At 50.9% G+C, this 16436-nt stretch carries 11 protein-coding genes; 8 read left to right on the plus strand and 3 right to left on the minus strand.

Translation table 11 applies throughout. From position 1 onward, the window contains the following. The first annotated feature begins 221 nt into the window (after nt 1-221). The gene (metA, locus tag R5268_RS17700) at nt 222-1151 is read left to right on the plus strand and encodes a homoserine O-succinyltransferase MetA (RefSeq protein WP_317420203.1); all 930 of its coding nucleotides are present in this window, start codon (nt 222-224) and stop codon (nt 1149-1151) included. Between the two features lie 53 nt (nt 1152-1204). Here the strand turns inward: metA and R5268_RS17705 are convergent, their stop codons facing one another. Then, a complete protein-coding gene (locus R5268_RS17705) occupies nt 1205-1846 on the minus strand; it encodes a bifunctional 4-hydroxy-2-oxoglutarate aldolase/2-dehydro-3-deoxy-phosphogluconate aldolase (protein ID WP_052927737.1) in 642 nt (213 codons plus the stop codon). Further along, nucleotides 1839-3698, minus strand: a complete 1860-nt coding sequence (gene edd, locus R5268_RS17710; protein WP_317420202.1) for a phosphogluconate dehydratase — start codon at nt 3696-3698, stop codon at nt 1839-1841. Before edd ends, R5268_RS17705 begins: the two co-directional genes overlap by 8 nt. A 321-nt stretch (nt 3699-4019) precedes the next feature. On the opposite strand from edd, the gene metH reads away from it, so the two are divergent. Further along, nucleotides 4020-7700 carry a methionine synthase gene (gene metH / locus R5268_RS17715; RefSeq protein WP_317420201.1) on the plus strand — a complete coding sequence of 1227 codons (3681 nt, stop codon included), beginning with the start codon at nt 4020-4022 and terminating at the stop codon, nt 7698-7700. A gap of 199 nt (nt 7701-7899) precedes the next feature. Further along, nucleotides 7900-8484, plus strand: a complete 585-nt coding sequence (locus tag R5268_RS17720) for a hypothetical protein (protein ID WP_054423567.1) — start codon at nt 7900-7902, stop codon at nt 8482-8484. A 448-nt stretch (nt 8485-8932) separates the two neighbouring features. Here the strand turns inward: R5268_RS17720 and lysC are convergent, their stop codons facing one another. Beyond that, nucleotides 8933-10300, minus strand: coding sequence for a lysine-sensitive aspartokinase 3 (gene lysC / locus R5268_RS17725; RefSeq protein ID WP_317420199.1), 1368 nt, complete (start codon nt 10298-10300; stop codon nt 8933-8935). Nucleotides 10301-10581: 281 nt separating this feature from the next. On the opposite strand from lysC, the gene pgi reads away from it, so the two are divergent. The 5 genes from pgi (at nt 10582) to R5268_RS17750 (ending at nt 16352) form a co-directional block, all read left to right on the plus strand. After that, nucleotides 10582-12228 (plus strand): glucose-6-phosphate isomerase, encoded by a 1647-nt coding sequence (pgi, locus tag R5268_RS17730; RefSeq protein ID WP_317420198.1) that lies wholly within the window; start codon nt 10582-10584, stop codon nt 12226-12228. 164 nt (nt 12229-12392) lie between these two features. After that, entirely contained in the window at nt 12393-12893 is a 501-nt protein-coding gene (ubiC, locus tag R5268_RS17735; RefSeq protein ID WP_317420196.1) for a chorismate lyase, read from the plus strand. Between the two features lie 37 nt (nt 12894-12930). Then, nucleotides 12931-13785, plus strand: a complete 855-nt coding sequence (gene ubiA / locus R5268_RS17740) for a 4-hydroxybenzoate octaprenyltransferase (protein ID WP_054423578.1) — start codon at nt 12931-12933, stop codon at nt 13783-13785. Between the two features lie 399 nt (nt 13786-14184). After that, a complete protein-coding gene (locus R5268_RS17745) occupies nt 14185-16083 on the plus strand; it encodes a colicin E3/pyocin S6 family cytotoxin (protein WP_317420194.1) in 1899 nt (632 codons plus the stop codon). Between the two features lie 14 nt (nt 16084-16097). Then, nucleotides 16098-16352: a colicin E3-like toxin immunity protein gene (locus R5268_RS17750; protein WP_107680334.1), complete on the plus strand. Its 255-nt coding sequence runs from the start codon at nt 16098-16100 to the stop codon at nt 16350-16352. Nucleotides 16353-16436: the final 84 nt, after the last annotated feature.

A 16436-nucleotide genomic window follows, 5' to 3' on the forward strand; every position in this document is an offset into this window, starting at 1 on the left:
GCGGTAGTTCAGTTGGTTAGAATACCTGCCTGTCACGCAGGGGGTCGCGGGTTCGAGTCCCGTCCGTTCCGCCAACAAACATTAACCCCGATAGGAAACTATCGGGGTTTTGTTTTTTGTATGAAATAAATTCACCTTGCTGTTTTTTCCTCGACTGCCTCGCTCTTTTTCGTTATTTTTAGATGTCCGGATGTCTAAAATAACAAGGAGAGCCCGCCGCTATGCCAATCCGTATCCCTGATGAACTTCCTGCTGTTACCGATCTGCGTGATGAAAATATCTTTGTGATGACATCATCACGGGCACAATTTCAGGATATACGGCCGCTGAAGGTCCTGTTTTTAAATCTGATGCCTAAAAAGATTGAAACAGAACTGCAATTTCTGCGTTTGCTCTCCAATACACCGCTTCAGGTTGATATTCAGTTACTGCGTATCAGTCATCATGAGTCAAAAAATACACCAAGGGCGCACCTGGATGCCTTCTATTGTGATTTTGATAAGATAAAAGAGCAGAATTTTGATGGTCTGGTGATTACCGGCGCACCACTCGGTCTGGTTGAATTTCAGGATGTGGATTACTGGCCGGAGCTGGATGAAATTATCCGCTGGTCGCAGACGCACGTCACATCAACACTCTTTGTCTGCTGGGCGGTGCAGGCAGGGCTGAATACGCTTTACAATATCCCCAAACAAACGCTGCCGGAAAAAATCTCCGGCGTGTATACCCACAAGACACTGATGCCGCATGCTTTACTGACCCGCGGTTTTGACGGGCAGTTTTCCGCTCCGCACTCGCGCTACGCGGCATTCCCTGAAGCCATGATCCGTGAAAATACTGATCTTGAGATCTTAGCTGCTTCTGAAGAAGCCGGAGCCTATCTGTTTGCCAGTAAAGATAAGCGTCAGGTCTATGTGACCGGACATGCAGAGTATGACGCGGATACGCTGGCAGGAGAATATCAGCGTGATTCGGATGCCGGATTAGACCCTGCTGTCCCGGTGAATTATTTTCCGGATAACGATCCGTCGAAAACGCCGGTATCCAGCTGGCGCGGACATGGCCATCTGCTTTATGCTAACTGGCTGAACTATTGTGTTTATCAGATAACACCGTTTGATCTGAGCATCATGAACCCGACAGCGGACTGATAAAAAAAGCCACCGCGGACGGTGGCAAAAGGCAGACTTAATGCATGGTGTCTTTATGCTGCGGCACCGGCAACAGCCTGTGCTGCCAGTGTGGTAATACGATCATAGTCACCGTCACGGAGTGCATCCTCCGGCACCAGCCATGAACCGCCGACACAGGAAACACTGCTGAGAGCAAGATAATCCCGGTAGTTATTCAGGGAAATCCCGCCGGTCGGGCAGAAACGGATATCCGGGAAAGGACCGGAGATGGCTTTCAGTGCTTTCACACCACCATTTGCTTCTGCCGGGAAGAATTTAAAGTTTGTCAGTCCGTGAGCCATACCAGCCATCAGTTCAGAAACAGTGGCGATCCCCGGGATCAGCGGGACAGAGCCCTGATCGGCTGCCTGTAACAGTGATTCTGTCAGACCCGGGCTGATAGCAAACTGTGCACCGGCATCAGTCACAGCTTTCAGTTGTTCCGGATTAATCACGGTGCCGGCACCGACAATCGCCTCCGGTACTTCTTCTGCAATGGCGCGGATTGCTTCTATTGCGCACTCAGTACGCAGTGTGACTTCCAGCACACGGATTCCGCCCGCGACCAGTGCACGGGCCAGCGGGACTGCCTGATGCAGTTCACGGATAACAATGACAGGCACAACCGGCCCTGCATTTAAAACGGATTGCGCATCTAATTTCTGATCATTCATCGCCATTCTCACCTTTATAAAAACGAATACAGCAGGCACCTTCTTCCGCACCTGAGAGTTGCGTGCGTAACGCACTGAATAGTTCACGACCGGAGCCGTCCCGCTCTGCACTGAGGTCAGGGATGATACTCTGACGTTCCGTCAGAACGGCCTCATCAACAAGCAGTGTCAGCTCACCGGTCTGTCCGTTCACCCGGATCATATCGCCGTCACGGACTTTGGTCAGCAGCCCGCCGGTGTATGCCTCCGGAGTAACGTGGATAGCGGAAGGCACCTTGCCGGATGCACCGGATAAACGACCGTCGGTGACCAGTGCCACGCGGTAGCCTTTATCCATCAGCACACCCAGCGGCGGCATCAGTTTGTGAAGTTCCGGCATGCCGTTAGCCTGCGGCCCCTGAAAACGCACCACCACAATACAATCTTTGTTCAGTTTTCCGGCCTCAAAGGCGGGCACGATATCATGCTGACTGTTGAACACGATGGCCGGTGCCTCAATAATCTGGTTCTCCGCAGGTACTGCTGACGTCTTCATCACCGCACGTCCGAGATTTCCGGTCAGCACTTTGGTGCCGCCGTGAGAGGAGAACGGTGTATTTCCGGATGCAATCACGCTGTCATCAAGAGAGCTGAGTGCTCCCTCCCGCCATTTCAGTTCACCGTTATCCAGCCATGGCTCCTGTGTATAGCGCGATAAGCCGAAACCGGCGACCGTATGCACATCTTCATGCAGCAGCCCCAGGCTGAGCAGTTCACGGATAATCAGCTGTAACCCGCCGGCGGCATGGAACTGGTTGATATCTGCGGGTCCGTTCGGATAGATGCGGCTGAGCAGCGGAATAATATCGGACAGCTCAGAAAAATCATCCCAGTTGATGATGATACCTGCGGCAGCGGCCATGGCGATAAGATGCATGGTGAGGTTAGTCGAACCACCGGTGGCCAGCAAACCGACAATGCCGTTCACAATGACTTTCTCATCCACCAGTTGCCCGACCGGCAGGTAATTGCCGCTGTTTTCGGTAAAGCGGACCACCTGGCGGGCTGCGGCATCTGTCAGAGCAGTGCGCAGTGGTGTATCAGGATGGACAAAAGACGCTCCCGGCAAATGCAGCCCCATGATTTCCATCACCATCTGGTTGGAATTCGCGGTACCGTAAAAGGTACAGGTTCCGGCAGCATGATAAGACGCGGCCTCTGCATCCAGTAATGCGCGGCGATCAACTTTCCCTTCAGCAAATAACTGACGGACATGTACTTTTTCTTTATTTGGCAGGCCGCTGGTCATTGGCCCCGCCGGAATAAAAATTGATGGCAGGTGTCCGAAAGAGAGTGCCGCCATCATCATCCCGGGAACGATTTTATCGCAGATCCCGAGGTAGAGCGCACCATCAAACATATTATGAGAAAGCCCGACCGCGGCTGACATTGCAATAACATCGCGGCTCAGCAGAGATAATTCCATACCATCCTGCCCCTGGGTCACGCCGTCACACATGGCCGGAACGCCTCCGGCAACCTGGCCGATGGCACCTACGCTGTGCAGTGCCGCTTTAATCTGTTCAGGATAGTATTCATAAGGCTTATGGGCCGACAACATATCATTGTAAGCCGTAATAATCGCAATATCGTTATGCGCCATATTACGCAACTGCTGTTTCTCATCCGGCTGGCAGGCGGCAAAACCGTGAGCCAGGTTACCGCAGGCCAGCTGAGCGCGATGAACGGTTTTACTGCGTGCGGCGCTGATTTTTTCAAGATACCGGGCGCGGGATACACGGGAGCGCGCTGCAATGCGGGCGGTAATGTCTGAAAGTCGCGGATGAACCGGCGGGTACGCAGAATGTGTCATAGTCATAGCTCCGTGCTGATAATCGGCCTGTTGCAGTATCAAAATCTTATTTTGTTACCGGTAACATTGGCATAGATCAGCCGCGGATTGCAACTTTTATGAGCAATTCTCTTTCCTGAATATGATCCACCTCAAATTTAGCTGAAACGAGAAAGCTTTCGGTGCGGATCGAATAATCAGAAAAAGAGGGTTGAGTACCAGTGCGGATCACATCAACATGAAAAACGCTCAGGTTGCGCTTTAATGCACTCAGGGAAAGTTGTGGTAGTATAGACGTTCAGACGGCTATTTAAACAGGCATTGTAGAGCGGAGTCAGATAAATGGATAATAAAATCAGTGTATTAAAAGAAGCGCTTAATCAACGGATTTTGATTCTTGATGGTGCAATGGGAACAATGATCCAGCGCTATGCACTGAATGAAAAGGAATATCGCGGTGAGCGTTTCGCTGACTGGCCGGTCGATCTGAAGGGAAATAACGACCTGTTATCCATTACTCAGCCGGCGATTATCCGTGAAATTCATCATGCCTATCTGGAAGCTGGTGCGGATATTATTGAAACCAACAGCTTTAACTCCACGGTCATTTCCATGGCGGATTATCAGATGGAATCACTGTCTGATGAAATTAATGAGGCTGCAGCAAAACTGGCGCGTGAGTGTGCTGATGAGTGGACACGCAAAACACCGGAAAAACCCCGCTATGTGGCCGGAATTCTGGGGCCGACCAACCGGACAGCATCTATTTCCCCTGATGTGAATGATCCTGCTTACCGCAATGTCTCTTATGACGCACTGGTTGAGGCTTACCGCAGCTCCGTGCGGGCATTGATCCGTGGTGGTGCGGATATCATTATGATCGAAACTATTTTCGATACGCTGAATGCCAAGGCGGCGATTTATGCCGTCGAAACTGAATTTGAGGCGCTGGGTGTTAAATTACCGGTCATGCTCTCCGGCACCATCACGGATGCCTCCGGCCGGACACTGACCGGCCAGACGACCGAAGCCTTTTATAACTCCATGCGCCACATCCGCCCGATCTCTTTCGGGCTGAACTGTGCCCTCGGGCCTGCTGAACTGCGTCAGTATGTCGCGGAGCTGTCCCGTGTGGCAGATTGCTGTGTCAGCACCCATCCGAACGCCGGCCTGCCGAATGCGTTCGGCGGTTATGATCTGGATGCGGCCAATATGGCGGATTATATCCGCGAGTGGGCGCAATCCGGTTTGCTGAATATTGTCGGCGGCTGCTGTGGTACCACGCCGGATCATATCCGCGCGATAGCTCAGGCCGTGGCGGATATTCCGCCGCGTGTCATTCCTGAACGCCCGGTCGCCTGCCGTCTGGCGGGGCTGGAGCCGCTGACCATCGACGAAAACTCCCTGTTCGTCAACGTGGGGGAGAGAACCAATATCACCGGCTCAGCCCGGTTTAAACGGCTGATTAAAGAGGGTAATTACCAGGAGGCGCTTGATATTGCCCGCAACCAGGTGGAAAACGGCGCCCAGATCATTGATATCAATATGGATGAGGGCATGCTGGATTCACAGGCCGCCATGGTGCGCTTCCTGAATATGATATCCGGTGAGCCGGATATCGCCCGCGTACCCATTATGATTGACTCCTCAAAATGGGAGGTGATCGAAGCCGGGCTGAAATGCATCCAGGGTAAAGGTATTGTGAACTCGATTTCCCTGAAGGAGGGAGAGGCTGCCTTTATCGATCATGCCAAAAAAGTGCTGCGTTACGGCGCTGCCGTGATTGTGATGGCCTTCGATGAAACCGGCCAGGCGGATACCCGGCAGCGCAAGACAGAAATCTGTCAGCGGGCTTACCGTATCCTGACCGAACAGGTGGGTTTCCCGCCGGAAGATATTATTTTTGATCCGAATATTTTTGCTGTCGCAACCGGGATTGCGGAACATAACAACTATGCGGTTGATTTTATTGAAGCCTGTAAGGATATTAAGGCGACACTCCCGCATGCGCTGATCTCCGGCGGGGTATCTAACGTCTCTTTCTCATTCCGGGGAAATGATCCGGTACGCGAAGCCATTCACGCTGTTTTCCTCTATTACGCCATCCGTAACGGTATGGATATGGGAATTGTGAATGCCGGGCAACTGGCCATTTATGATGATTTGCCGTCGGTACTGCGTGATGCGGTGGAGGATGTCATTCTGAACCGGCGTGAGGATGCCACAGACCGGCTGCTGGTGCTGGCGGAAGAATATCGCGGCAGCAAAGGGGAAAATGATCAGCAGCAGCTCGCGGAATGGCGGGGCTGGGATGTTGAAAAGCGTCTGGAATACGCACTGGTAAAAGGGATCACCGAATTTATTATTGAAGATACCGAAGCGGCACGTTTGCGTGCGGATATCCCGATTGAAGTGATCGAAGGCCCGCTGATGAACGGTATGAATGTGGTCGGAGACCTGTTCAGCGAGGGTAAAATGTTTCTGCCGCAGGTGGTGAAATCCGCGCGGGTAATGAAACAGGCGGTGGCGTATCTGGAACCCTATATTCAGGCTGCGAAAGCCAGCGGCACCAGTGCCGGGAAAGTCCTGCTGGCGACAGTCAAAGGCGATGTGCATGATATCGGCAAGAATATTGTCGGTGTGGTGCTGCAATGTAATAACTATGAAATTATTGATCTCGGGGTGATGGTACCCTGTGAAACTATCCTGCGGACAGCGATTGAGGAAAAAGTGGATATTATCGGGCTGTCCGGGCTTATCACGCCATCGCTGGATGAAATGGTGCATGTGGCCAAAGAGATGGAACGGCAGGGGTTTTCTCTGCCGCTGCTGATCGGCGGTGCCACCACATCCAAAGCACATACGGCAGTGAAAATTGAACCGAACTACAGCGGGCCGGTGACGTATGTACAAAATGCATCGCGGACGGTCGGGGTGGTGGCGGCATTACTGTCAGATAAGCAGCGGGATGAATTTGTCGCCCGCACCCGCAAAGAATATGAGGTTGTCCGCGACCAGTTTGCCCGCCGTCAGCCGCGTTCAGCCCCGGTGACACTCGCACAGGCGCGGGCAAACGCCTTTACACCTGATTGGGATAACTACACACCGCCGCGCCCGGCGTTTACCGGGGTGAAAACAGTCAGCGCACCGATTTCGGTATTGCGCCGTTATATTGACTGGACACCTTTCTTTATGACCTGGTCGCTGGCCGGTAAATACCCGCGCATTCTGGAAGATGATGTTGTCGGTGAAGAGGCCCGCCGCCTATTTAAGGATGCAAATGCGATGCTGGATGAGCTGGATAAAACCGGTACGCTGACACCGCGCGGTGTGGCCGGTATCTTCCCGGCTAACCGGATCGGTGATGATATTGCGGTTTACCGTGATGAATCCCGTGAAGAAATCCTGTTATACAGTCATCACCTGCGTCAGCAGACACAGAAAAAAGATAATTTCCCGAATGCCTGTCTGGCGGATTTTGTCGCCCCGCCGGGTATTCCGGATTATCTCGGGGCATTCGCGGTCACCGGCGGGCTTGAGGAGGATACTCTGGCTGCACAGTTTGAGGCGAAACATGATGATTACAATAAAATCATGGTAAAAGCACTTTCTGACCGGCTGGCGGAAGGCTTTGCGGAGTATCTGCATGAACAGGTGCGCAAAACGGTCTGGGGCTACAGCCCGGATGAAGACCTGGATAATGATTTGCTGATCCGTGAAAACTATCAGGGTATCCGCCCGGCGCCGGGTTATCCTGCCTGTCCGGAACATACGGAGAAAAGCAAAATCTGGGAATTGCTGGATGTGGAAAGCCATACCGGTATGCGTCTGACAGAATCCTATGCCATGTGGCCGGGGGCATCGGTCTCCGGCTGGTATTTCAGTCATCCTCAGAGCCGCTATTTTGCAGTGGCTCAGATTCAGAAAGATCAGATGGAGGATTATGCCGCCCGTAAAGGCATGCCGGTGAAAGAGCTTGAGCGCTGGCTGGCACCCAATCTGGGGTATGACCCGGAAGACTGAGTGCCACGGTATAATCATTTTTATCCCGGCCACATTAACCGGCTGGGCTTTTGTCTTCAATTATCATCTGATGTGACAGCCCGCTCTTGTCATTGTTTTTTTCATCCCCATTTATAGAGAAGCAATTATCCCGTACTATGGCTGTCAACAGCCGTGACCGGGCATATCCGATTCAGTCATAAAAGGGAGTGATGAGACAATGTACCGTTTCTATATTCAGGATACTTTACCTGCCGGGTGCCTGCCCGCGTATTCGCTGCCGAAAGCAGATCAGCCTCATTATTATGAGTTGGACGAGAGTATTCTCAATGCTGCACTGAATATCATGCAGATCACCGATGTGCTGGATACCGACAACATACCGGATGATGACTGTTTTAACCGTATCTGGCTGAAAAGCGAACTGACTCCCGCCCGGGCATCAGAAGTGTATCACTTCTTATATCAGCAGCAATTGCCGGAACCGGTACCGTCACCGGATGAAATCGCCGCATTTAAACAGGCGAGAGCGGATGAGCTGGCATTACTGAGCCGGCGCAGCCCGAAAGAGGGATATGTGCCTGTCCACAAATTTGCCACACAGGATGCCTGGCGGATCATGCCGGAAGAATGTCTTATTATTGCCGGTGTTCTGACTGATCACATGCTGGAAGATAATAACCTGGTGGTCAATAACATCGCATCACTGTGTAAGATCAGTCACAAAACACTGGAGTATGCGCTGAGAGGCTGGCGGGAATTTAATTTATTCGCAGCAAAACATGGCGGATATCAGGTTTGCTGATGGTCTGGTCATATTTCAGGCAAAGTAACCAGTCAGACAGATGATGTTACTTTGTGTCATCAGCAAATAAAATTAATTCATCGGGAAGTAATAATACATAGATAGTAATCGTAATCAGCATAATTAATTCCCGCCACTATTGATTAAAAATATTTATGTTGTTTTTGTGGCGACATTAATTTTGTTAATGTTAAAACCCGGGATACACCGTATAATTTTTTGTGAGGGGCAGAGATAATACTGATAAATAATTCATTGTTATTTATGTTTTCTCCCATGATCGTCTTACTCTTCTTTATATGCAGGAGCGCTCAACATTGTGATACAGCGGACAGTATACGGTATGTAAGTACCCGTCCTTGTGTTTCATGTTGACCCCCGTTTCGTGTGATTTGATCGCCTGACGCTGACCGCGTCAGGCGTTTTTTTTATCCGCAATGAAAAGCGCTCAGAACAGATCGCGGTGAAGCGCGCGGATGATGTTTTCGGCATCATTACCCGGAACCAGCAGACACATGTTGTGTCCGCTTGCACCATAACTGATCATGCGGATGTTAAACGGCTCAAGGGCGCTGAAAATCGTTTTACCCAGCCCGTGTGCACGGGTCAGCTCATTACCGATAACGGCGACCAGTGCCAGATCCTGCTCCACTTCTATGCGGCACAGGGCTGATAACTCAGCGGTCAGTTCATCACTGAGCAATGTACCGTTGGTGTGTGTGGAACCGACGGTATCCAGCGTCAGGGCAATGCTGACTTCTGATGTGGTAATGACATCCACGGAAATATTATGGCGGGAGAGGATAGTAAAAATTTCCGCCAGAAAGCCGCGGGCATGCAGCATTTTCAGGCTGTGCAGTGTCAGCAGAGTCTGCTGGCGGCGTAATGTCAGGGCACGGAACAGCGGCGGGTTCGGATCATTGTCACACACCAGGGTGCCGCCCGCGCCACTCTCTTTGCTGGAGCCGACAAACACCGGGATACCGCTGCGCACAGCAGGCAGCAGCGTGGCCGGATGCAGAATTTTCGCCCCGAAGTTCGCCATTTCCGCCGCTTCATCAAAGGTAATATGATCAATCGGATAAGCGTCCGGCACAATGCGCGGGTCTGTTGTGTAGATCCCCGGCACATCTGTCCAGATATCCACACGCTGGCAACCGAGAGCCTCTGCCAGCAGTGCCGCCGTGTAATCACTGCCGCCGCGTCCGAGTGTGGTGGTGCGCCCGGTTGCTTCACGACCGATAAATCCCTGTGTGATCACCGTGCCCTGTGACAGACGCGGGGCAAGCAGCTGATCACAGCGCGTGCGCAGCACTTCGGTATCCGGCTCTGCCCGGCCGAAACAGTCATCTGTCTGCATGACCTCACGGACATCAAACCATTGCGCCGGTGCGCCCTGTTCCCGCAGCACTTCGGTAAACAGCAGCGTCGACATAATTTCACCATGACTGACTATTTCGTCCACCAGCGCGCTGGATGTTGCCAGTGCGGCTGCATCGGACAATGTGGTGATATTACCCAGCAGACGGTCAATCTCATTCTGTACTGCTGCGTTTTCCGGCAGGTGAGACAGGATTTCATATTGCGTATCGCGTATCTGTTTCAGACATTTTTCACGCTGCGCGCGCGGGCATCCCTGAGCTAATTCGATTAATGCATTGGTGATCCCGGCTGAGGCGGACAACACCACCAGTGCCACACCGGGGGTCTGCAGAACGACCCCGGCACTTTTCCGCATGGCGTCATAATTTGCCACACTGGTACCACCGAATTTTGCAATGACCTGCTGAGCAGGCGCGGAAGATGCTGACGCCATAATGAATTCCTTATCCCGTAAAGTGAAAAATGTGAGCTGTGTTACACTGATAGAATTATAGGGATTGCCGGAATGAGTCAATATTGATTAACGGATAATCAATATCTTTCATAATGACAGGCAAATTATCGTTTTTTGCAATATTCCGTTTCTGCTCTGGTTTTGTTTCTGTTTTTTGAGCAACATCACGGAATGACAGATGCATAACGTCTTTATCGTCAGGACAGAGTACACTTTGTTGACACGATTCAGTTTTGGTTTTCAATGAAAAGAGAGCTGCAATGAAAAATATTAACCCCACTGATACTGCGGCCTGGAAGGCGCTGGAACAGCATTACAACACAATGAAAACTGTGCATCTCCGTGACTTATTTGCGCAGGATAACGACCGGTTCAGCCGTTTTTCTGCCACATTCGGCGAAGATATGCTGGTGGATTATTCCAAAAACCGTATCACACAGGAAACGCTTGATAAGCTGCTGGCACTGGCTGATGAGTGTGATGTGCGTGGGGCTGTCCGCAGTATGTTTTCCGGTGAGAAAATCAACCGGACAGAAAACCGTGCGGTTCTGCACTCGGCGCTGCGTCACCGTGATAACACGCCGGTGATGACTGACGGGCAGGATGTGATGCCTGAGGTTCGTGCGGTGCTGGAAAAAATGCGCGTGTTCAGTGAGCGGATTATCAGCGGGGAGTGGAAAGGTTATACCGGCAAAGCAATTACTGATGTGGTAAATATCGGTATCGGCGGCTCTGACCTCGGCCCTTATATGGTGACAGAAGCACTGCGCCCGTATAAAAATCATCTGGAAATGCATTTTGTCTCCAATGTTGACGGCACACATATTGCCGAAACACTGAAACACCTGAACCCGGAAACCACGCTGTTTCTCATCGCATCCAAAACCTTTACCACCCAGGAAACCATGACCAACGCTCACTCCGCTCGTGACTGGTTCCTGGCTGCCGCTGAAGATCCGGCACAGGTGGCGAAACACTTTGCGGCGCTGTCCACGAATGCGGATGCGGTAGCAGAGTTTGGTATTGATACCGCAAATATGTTTGAGTTCTGGGACTGGGTCGGCGGACGTTATTCCCTGTGGTCAGCCATTGGCTTGTCTATCGTGCTCTCTGTCGGTTATGACAACTTCAGCGCACTGCTCGATGGCGCATACGCCATGGACAAACACTTTACCGAAACAGAATTCTCACAGAATATCCCGGTGCTGCTGGCGCTGATCGGTCTGTGGTATAACAATTTCTTCGGCGCGGAAACAGAGGCGATTCTGCCTTACGACCAGTATATGCACCGCTTTGCAGCCTATTTCCAGCAGGGCAATATGGAGTCCAACGGGAAATATGTTGATCGTAATGGCAAGGTGGTTTCTCATCAGACCGGGCCGGTTATCTGGGGTGAGCCGGGCACCAACGGACAGCACGCGTTTTATCAGCTGATCCACCAGGGCACCAAACTGATTCCGTGTGATTTTATCGCACCGGCGCAGAGTCATAATCCGCTGGGGGATCATCACAGCAAGCTGCTGTCGAATTTCTTTGCGCAGACAGAAGCGCTGGCCTTCGGCAAAACCCGCGAACAGGTGGATGCGGAATTTGCCGCACAGGGTAAAAATCCGGCAGATATGGATTATGTCGCACCGTTCAAAGTCTTTGAAGGTAACCGCCCGACAAACTCCATCCTGCTGAGATCGATTACCCCGTTCAGCCTCGGGGCTCTGATCGCGATGTATGAGCATAAGATTTTTGTGCAGGGCGTGATTATGAATATCTATACGTTTGATCAGTGGGGCGTCGAACTGGGCAAACAGCTGGCAAACCGGATTCTGCCGGAACTGGCGGATGACAAGCCGGTTGAGAGCCACGACAGCTCAACCAACGGCCTGATTAACCGGTTTAAAAACTGGCGTTAGTGCTCAATTCGCTTTAACCGCGCGTTTTATAAACAAAGCCGCCCTGCATTGCGCAGAGCGGCTTTATTTTTAACAAAAAAATGTCAGTAACCCGCTCATTTCACGCCGGGTTTTGTTAAAGTGTATCAGAATACATATCATGCCCCTGATAACCGGATATATTCATGCCAAAAACAGTGATAACACCTCCCGTCCGCTGGTTTGATAATGCGGAGACGATCCCCGCAATGGTGCTGGACTGGTTATCAGAATTAGGGTCGATGACGCGGCGCTTTGAACAGCACTGCAATGAAGTGACGGTCAAACCGTCTTGTGAAAAATATATCTCCCGTGAAGCGCTGACTGAAGAAGAGCGGATGCATCTGCCCGGCAGTTCACGCTATTGGTTACGGGAGGTGGTGTTATATGGTGACGGGGTTCCCTGGCTGACCGGCCGGACGGTGGTGCCGGAGGAGACGCTGACAGGGGAAGAGCAGCAGTTACTGAAAATGGGAAATGTGCCGCTCGGGCGCTATCTCTTTACCAGCGGCTGCCTGACGCGGGACTATATCCGCTTCGGGCTATCAGGCACTGACTGGGCCCGCTGTTCGCGGTTGTGCCTGGCCGGTAAACCGCTGCTGCTGACTGAGGTTTTTCTGCCGGCCTCTCCGGCATACCCCGCATAAAATGAATATCTCGGAGAAGAATAACGTGGAACGAAGCATGGTACGCAGCAAGTGGCAGGCATACAGCCGTCTGATGCGGACAGACCGCCCGATTGGCTCACTGTTACTGCTCTGGCCGACCTACTGGGCGTTATGGATAGCGGCCAGAGGTATCCCGGACTGGCACATTCTGATTATCTTTACCATTGGTGTGTTCAGCATGCGCGCCGCCGGATGTGTGATTAATGATTTCGCGGACCGCAAATTTGACGGCTCGGTGGAGCGGACGAAAAACCGGCCGCTGCCGCGTGGTGATGTTACAGAAAAAGAAGCGAAAATTCTGTTTGCCGTACTGGTACTGGTGTCATTCGGGCTGGTGCTGACACTCAATACGATGACCATCTGGCTGTCCGTCGCCGGGCTGGCACTGGCCTGGATTTATCCGTTTGTTAAACGGGTCAGCCATCTGCCGCAGGTGGTGCTCGGTGCGGCATTCGGCTGGTCGATTCCGATGGCGTTTGCGGCCGTCAGTGAATCACTGCCCGCAGTGTGCTGGTTACTGTTTGCGGTCAATATTATCTGGTCTGTGATTTATGACACTCAGTACGCGATGGTGGATCGCAACGATGACCTGAAAATCGGCGTAAAGTCCACGGCTATCCTGTTCGGGCGCTTTGATAAAATCATTATCGGCGTATTACAGCTGGTGATGATTCTGATGCTGTTATGGACCGGCATGATGGCGAATCTGTCCGGGATCTTTTACTGGTCGCTGCTGCTGGCCGGTGCGCTATTTGTCTATCAGCAGCGCCTGATGGCTGATCGTGAGCGTGACCCGTGTTTCCAGGCCTTTATGAATAATAACTATGTCGGATTTATTCTGTTTCTCGGCATGCTGGTCAGCTATCTGTAAATCCGGATAAGCATGTAATAAAGAAAAATCAGTTAACAATTAAGGAATTACATCGGTTTGACGATAAAAACCGAACGAAATAAGGAATATTAAAAGCGGCACCGAACGTGACAGAAATCGTTATAAACGTTCAGGATAGATTTGTGTCACTGAAGGGGGTTGGTGTGTATCCGGACCCCCTGCCGTTTTCCTGTTCTCCCTGCCAGTCTCCAAACCTGTTCCCCTTGCCTGTCCTGCCTGCTCAGACATCTTATCTTTTTTGTTAATCTATTAATTTTAAATAGAAAAGTATTTTCACCGAAAGACTTTTAACATTCTGTACTGTGAGACTTGCAGTCATTTCACTGTGTACATAAACAGTTTTTCGGGCTGGCTTTTTAAGCAAAAAAGGATTTTACGATGGGTAAAAATAACAGCGGCGGTTATGACGGCAGTAACCTGGGCGGTCATACCACTGACCACGGTAACGGCTGGTCAACTACCTCGGATAACCGTGGTGACATTGGTCACCATACAGATAACGGCAGCAGTAAAGGGGAGCATGGCTGGAGCCGTGGTGACGGGGGAAGCGGTAGTGGTTCCTCATCCTCCCGTAATAACGATCAGAAAACACTGAATTACACTGATACTCCGGGAACACCGGTAACGGTGTATGCCGGCGGGGATACACTGAGCCTGGGGCTGGGAGCCACACTGTTTGCTCTCAGTCAGTTACAAAAAGAAGCGCTGATGGCACTTCTTGCCGATGTAACGGTTATCAGCGGACGTGTATTCGGTCTTTTGGGGTTGTTTTATCCCAGCCAGATAGCGCCTGACCCTAAGGTTCACATTCATGTTAAAGATTTTGATATTGATAATCCTCACGTCTTAGTCACATTACCGGCGGAGCAGATGACCCGTGTTCCGGTTGAGGATATTCCTGAACATACGAGTATTCCGGCCGGCATAATAGCGCAGGCAGTAATTGATGATCTGACGAAAGCCCGGCCGGTGGTCTTTACCCCGGTAAAATCCACACCGGTTCCGGTCGTCAGAGCACAGAAAACCGACAAACCGGATGTGTATACCGCTCAGGTGATTCCGGGTATGAAGCCGTTGCGTATCACCGTTGATAATTCCAAACAGGTAAAACCCGCTGCGGCTCAAACGGGGTCACTGCCTGTATCGAAACAGTATCTGTCCGCCCCGGAAGAAAAAGACAATATATCCCATCATGCGGTGATTGATTTCGGCAGTGACCATGCACCACTTTATATTTCGGTTACGAAACAGGTGACGCCTGAGGAGGCCACAAAGCAGGCGGAAAAAGCGAGGGATGCGTGGGTGGCTGATAATCCGGCCGGTGTGAGCCGGTTTCTGGCAGAGATTAACACACAGATCGCTGAGAAGGAGAAGTTGCTGGCAGAAAAGCAGCAGGTACTGAAAAGTAAACAGGCGGAGTTTCAGCCATTCCTGAATAAATATCAGCATAAAGAGCGCATTATTAAAAAAGCAGTTAAGTTTGATGAAAAAGTCCGCGAGTTTAAGTCCGTCACCGGTCAGCTTACCGCCGATATCAGCAGTATTCAGAAAGAACTGGCGGATGCAGTTGGGAATAAAGTACTGAATGAAAAAACACTGGCTGAACTGAAAGAGCAGAATCAGGTTAAAACACCGGATGATGCTGTGAGGGATCTGGCTGCAGCGAATACGACGTTGACCAACGCCCGCTCACTGGTGACGGAAAAGGAAAAACAGTTAGCTGATAAACGTCAGGTACTGCAAAATAAACGGGCGGAGTTCCGGCCGTTCCTGGATAAATACCAGCATAAAGGACGCTTTATTAAAAAAGCGGTTGAGTTTGATGAAAAGGTCCGGGAGTTTACAACCGTCACCAGTCAGCTTTCCACCGAAATAGGTCAGCTGGAAAAAGCCTTGTCGGATGCGATGGAAAGTCGTAAAAAGGCGGAAGACAAGAAAAAAGCCGCTGAGGATAAGGTTAAGGCTGAGCAGGATAAAAAACGACAGGGCGTTAAGGATAAAGGCCATAGTTACCACCCTGAACCAGATGTTGAAGAAATTAAAGGGTTGGGGGAGTTAAAACCAAGCAAAAAGAAAACGCCTAAACAAGGTGGCGCAGGTAAACGTGCACGTTGGGTCGGGGATAAAGGCCGTAAAATCTACGAATGGGACTCTCAGCACGGTGAGCTGGAGGGGTATAGAGCTAGTGACGGAGAGCATCTTGGTGCATTTGATCCGAAAACCGGCAATCAACTGAAACCGGCAGATCCGAAACGCAATATCAAAAAATATTTATAAGGAGAGAACCAATCATGGGATTGAAAGTACATTTACAATGGTTTGATAAAAAGACAGAAGACTTTATTGATAAAGAATATTCAGTAGATTTAGGGGATGACGACATTGTGATTGCTCAGACAGTCAACCCTAAAGAAAATATAATTAATAACGGTTGGTTTGATGTTATTTCTGAGTGGGTTCCTTATCTTCAGAAGCACCTTAAACATAAAATTGACCTGGATGAACACGATTACCAGGTGGCCTTTGCTTATCGCGACAAGTGGTAACTCATTGCTGTCAGGCGCGAATCCCCGTTGCTTACAGATGAATGACGGATATTCCGTTTGATGGCAGACCGATAATACCTGCAT

It is taken from the genome of Morganella sp. BCCO 40_0007 (assembly GCF_032989665.1).
In the GTDB taxonomy this organism is placed as follows: Bacteria; Pseudomonadota; Gammaproteobacteria; order Enterobacterales; family Enterobacteriaceae; genus Morganella; species Morganella sibonii.

Coding starts and splice junctions, on each gene's coding strand:
- R5268_RS17745 (WP_317420194.1), top strand. CDS start 14,185: ATGGGTAAAAATAACAGCGGCGGTTATGACGGCAGTAACCTGGGCGGT.
- R5268_RS17720 (WP_054423567.1), top strand. CDS start 7,900: ATGTACCGTTTCTATATTCAGGATACTTTACCTGCCGGGTGCCTGCCC.
- ubiA (WP_054423578.1), top strand. CDS start 12,931: ATGGTACGCAGCAAGTGGCAGGCATACAGCCGTCTGATGCGGACAGAC.
- ubiC (WP_317420196.1), top strand. CDS start 12,393: ATGCCAAAAACAGTGATAACACCTCCCGTCCGCTGGTTTGATAATGCG.
- R5268_RS17705 (WP_052927737.1), bottom strand. CDS start 1,846: ATGAATGATCAGAAATTAGATGCGCAATCCGTTTTAAATGCAGGGCCG.
- metH (WP_317420201.1), top strand. CDS start 4,020: ATGGATAATAAAATCAGTGTATTAAAAGAAGCGCTTAATCAACGGATT.
- lysC (WP_317420199.1), bottom strand. CDS start 10,300: ATGGCGTCAGCATCTTCCGCGCCTGCTCAGCAGGTCATTGCAAAATTC.
- pgi (WP_317420198.1), top strand. CDS start 10,582: ATGAAAAATATTAACCCCACTGATACTGCGGCCTGGAAGGCGCTGGAA.
- edd (WP_317420202.1), bottom strand. CDS start 3,698: ATGACACATTCTGCGTACCCGCCGGTTCATCCGCGACTTTCAGACATT.
- metA (WP_317420203.1), top strand. CDS start 222: ATGCCAATCCGTATCCCTGATGAACTTCCTGCTGTTACCGATCTGCGT.
- R5268_RS17750 (WP_107680334.1), top strand. CDS start 16,098: ATGGGATTGAAAGTACATTTACAATGGTTTGATAAAAAGACAGAAGAC.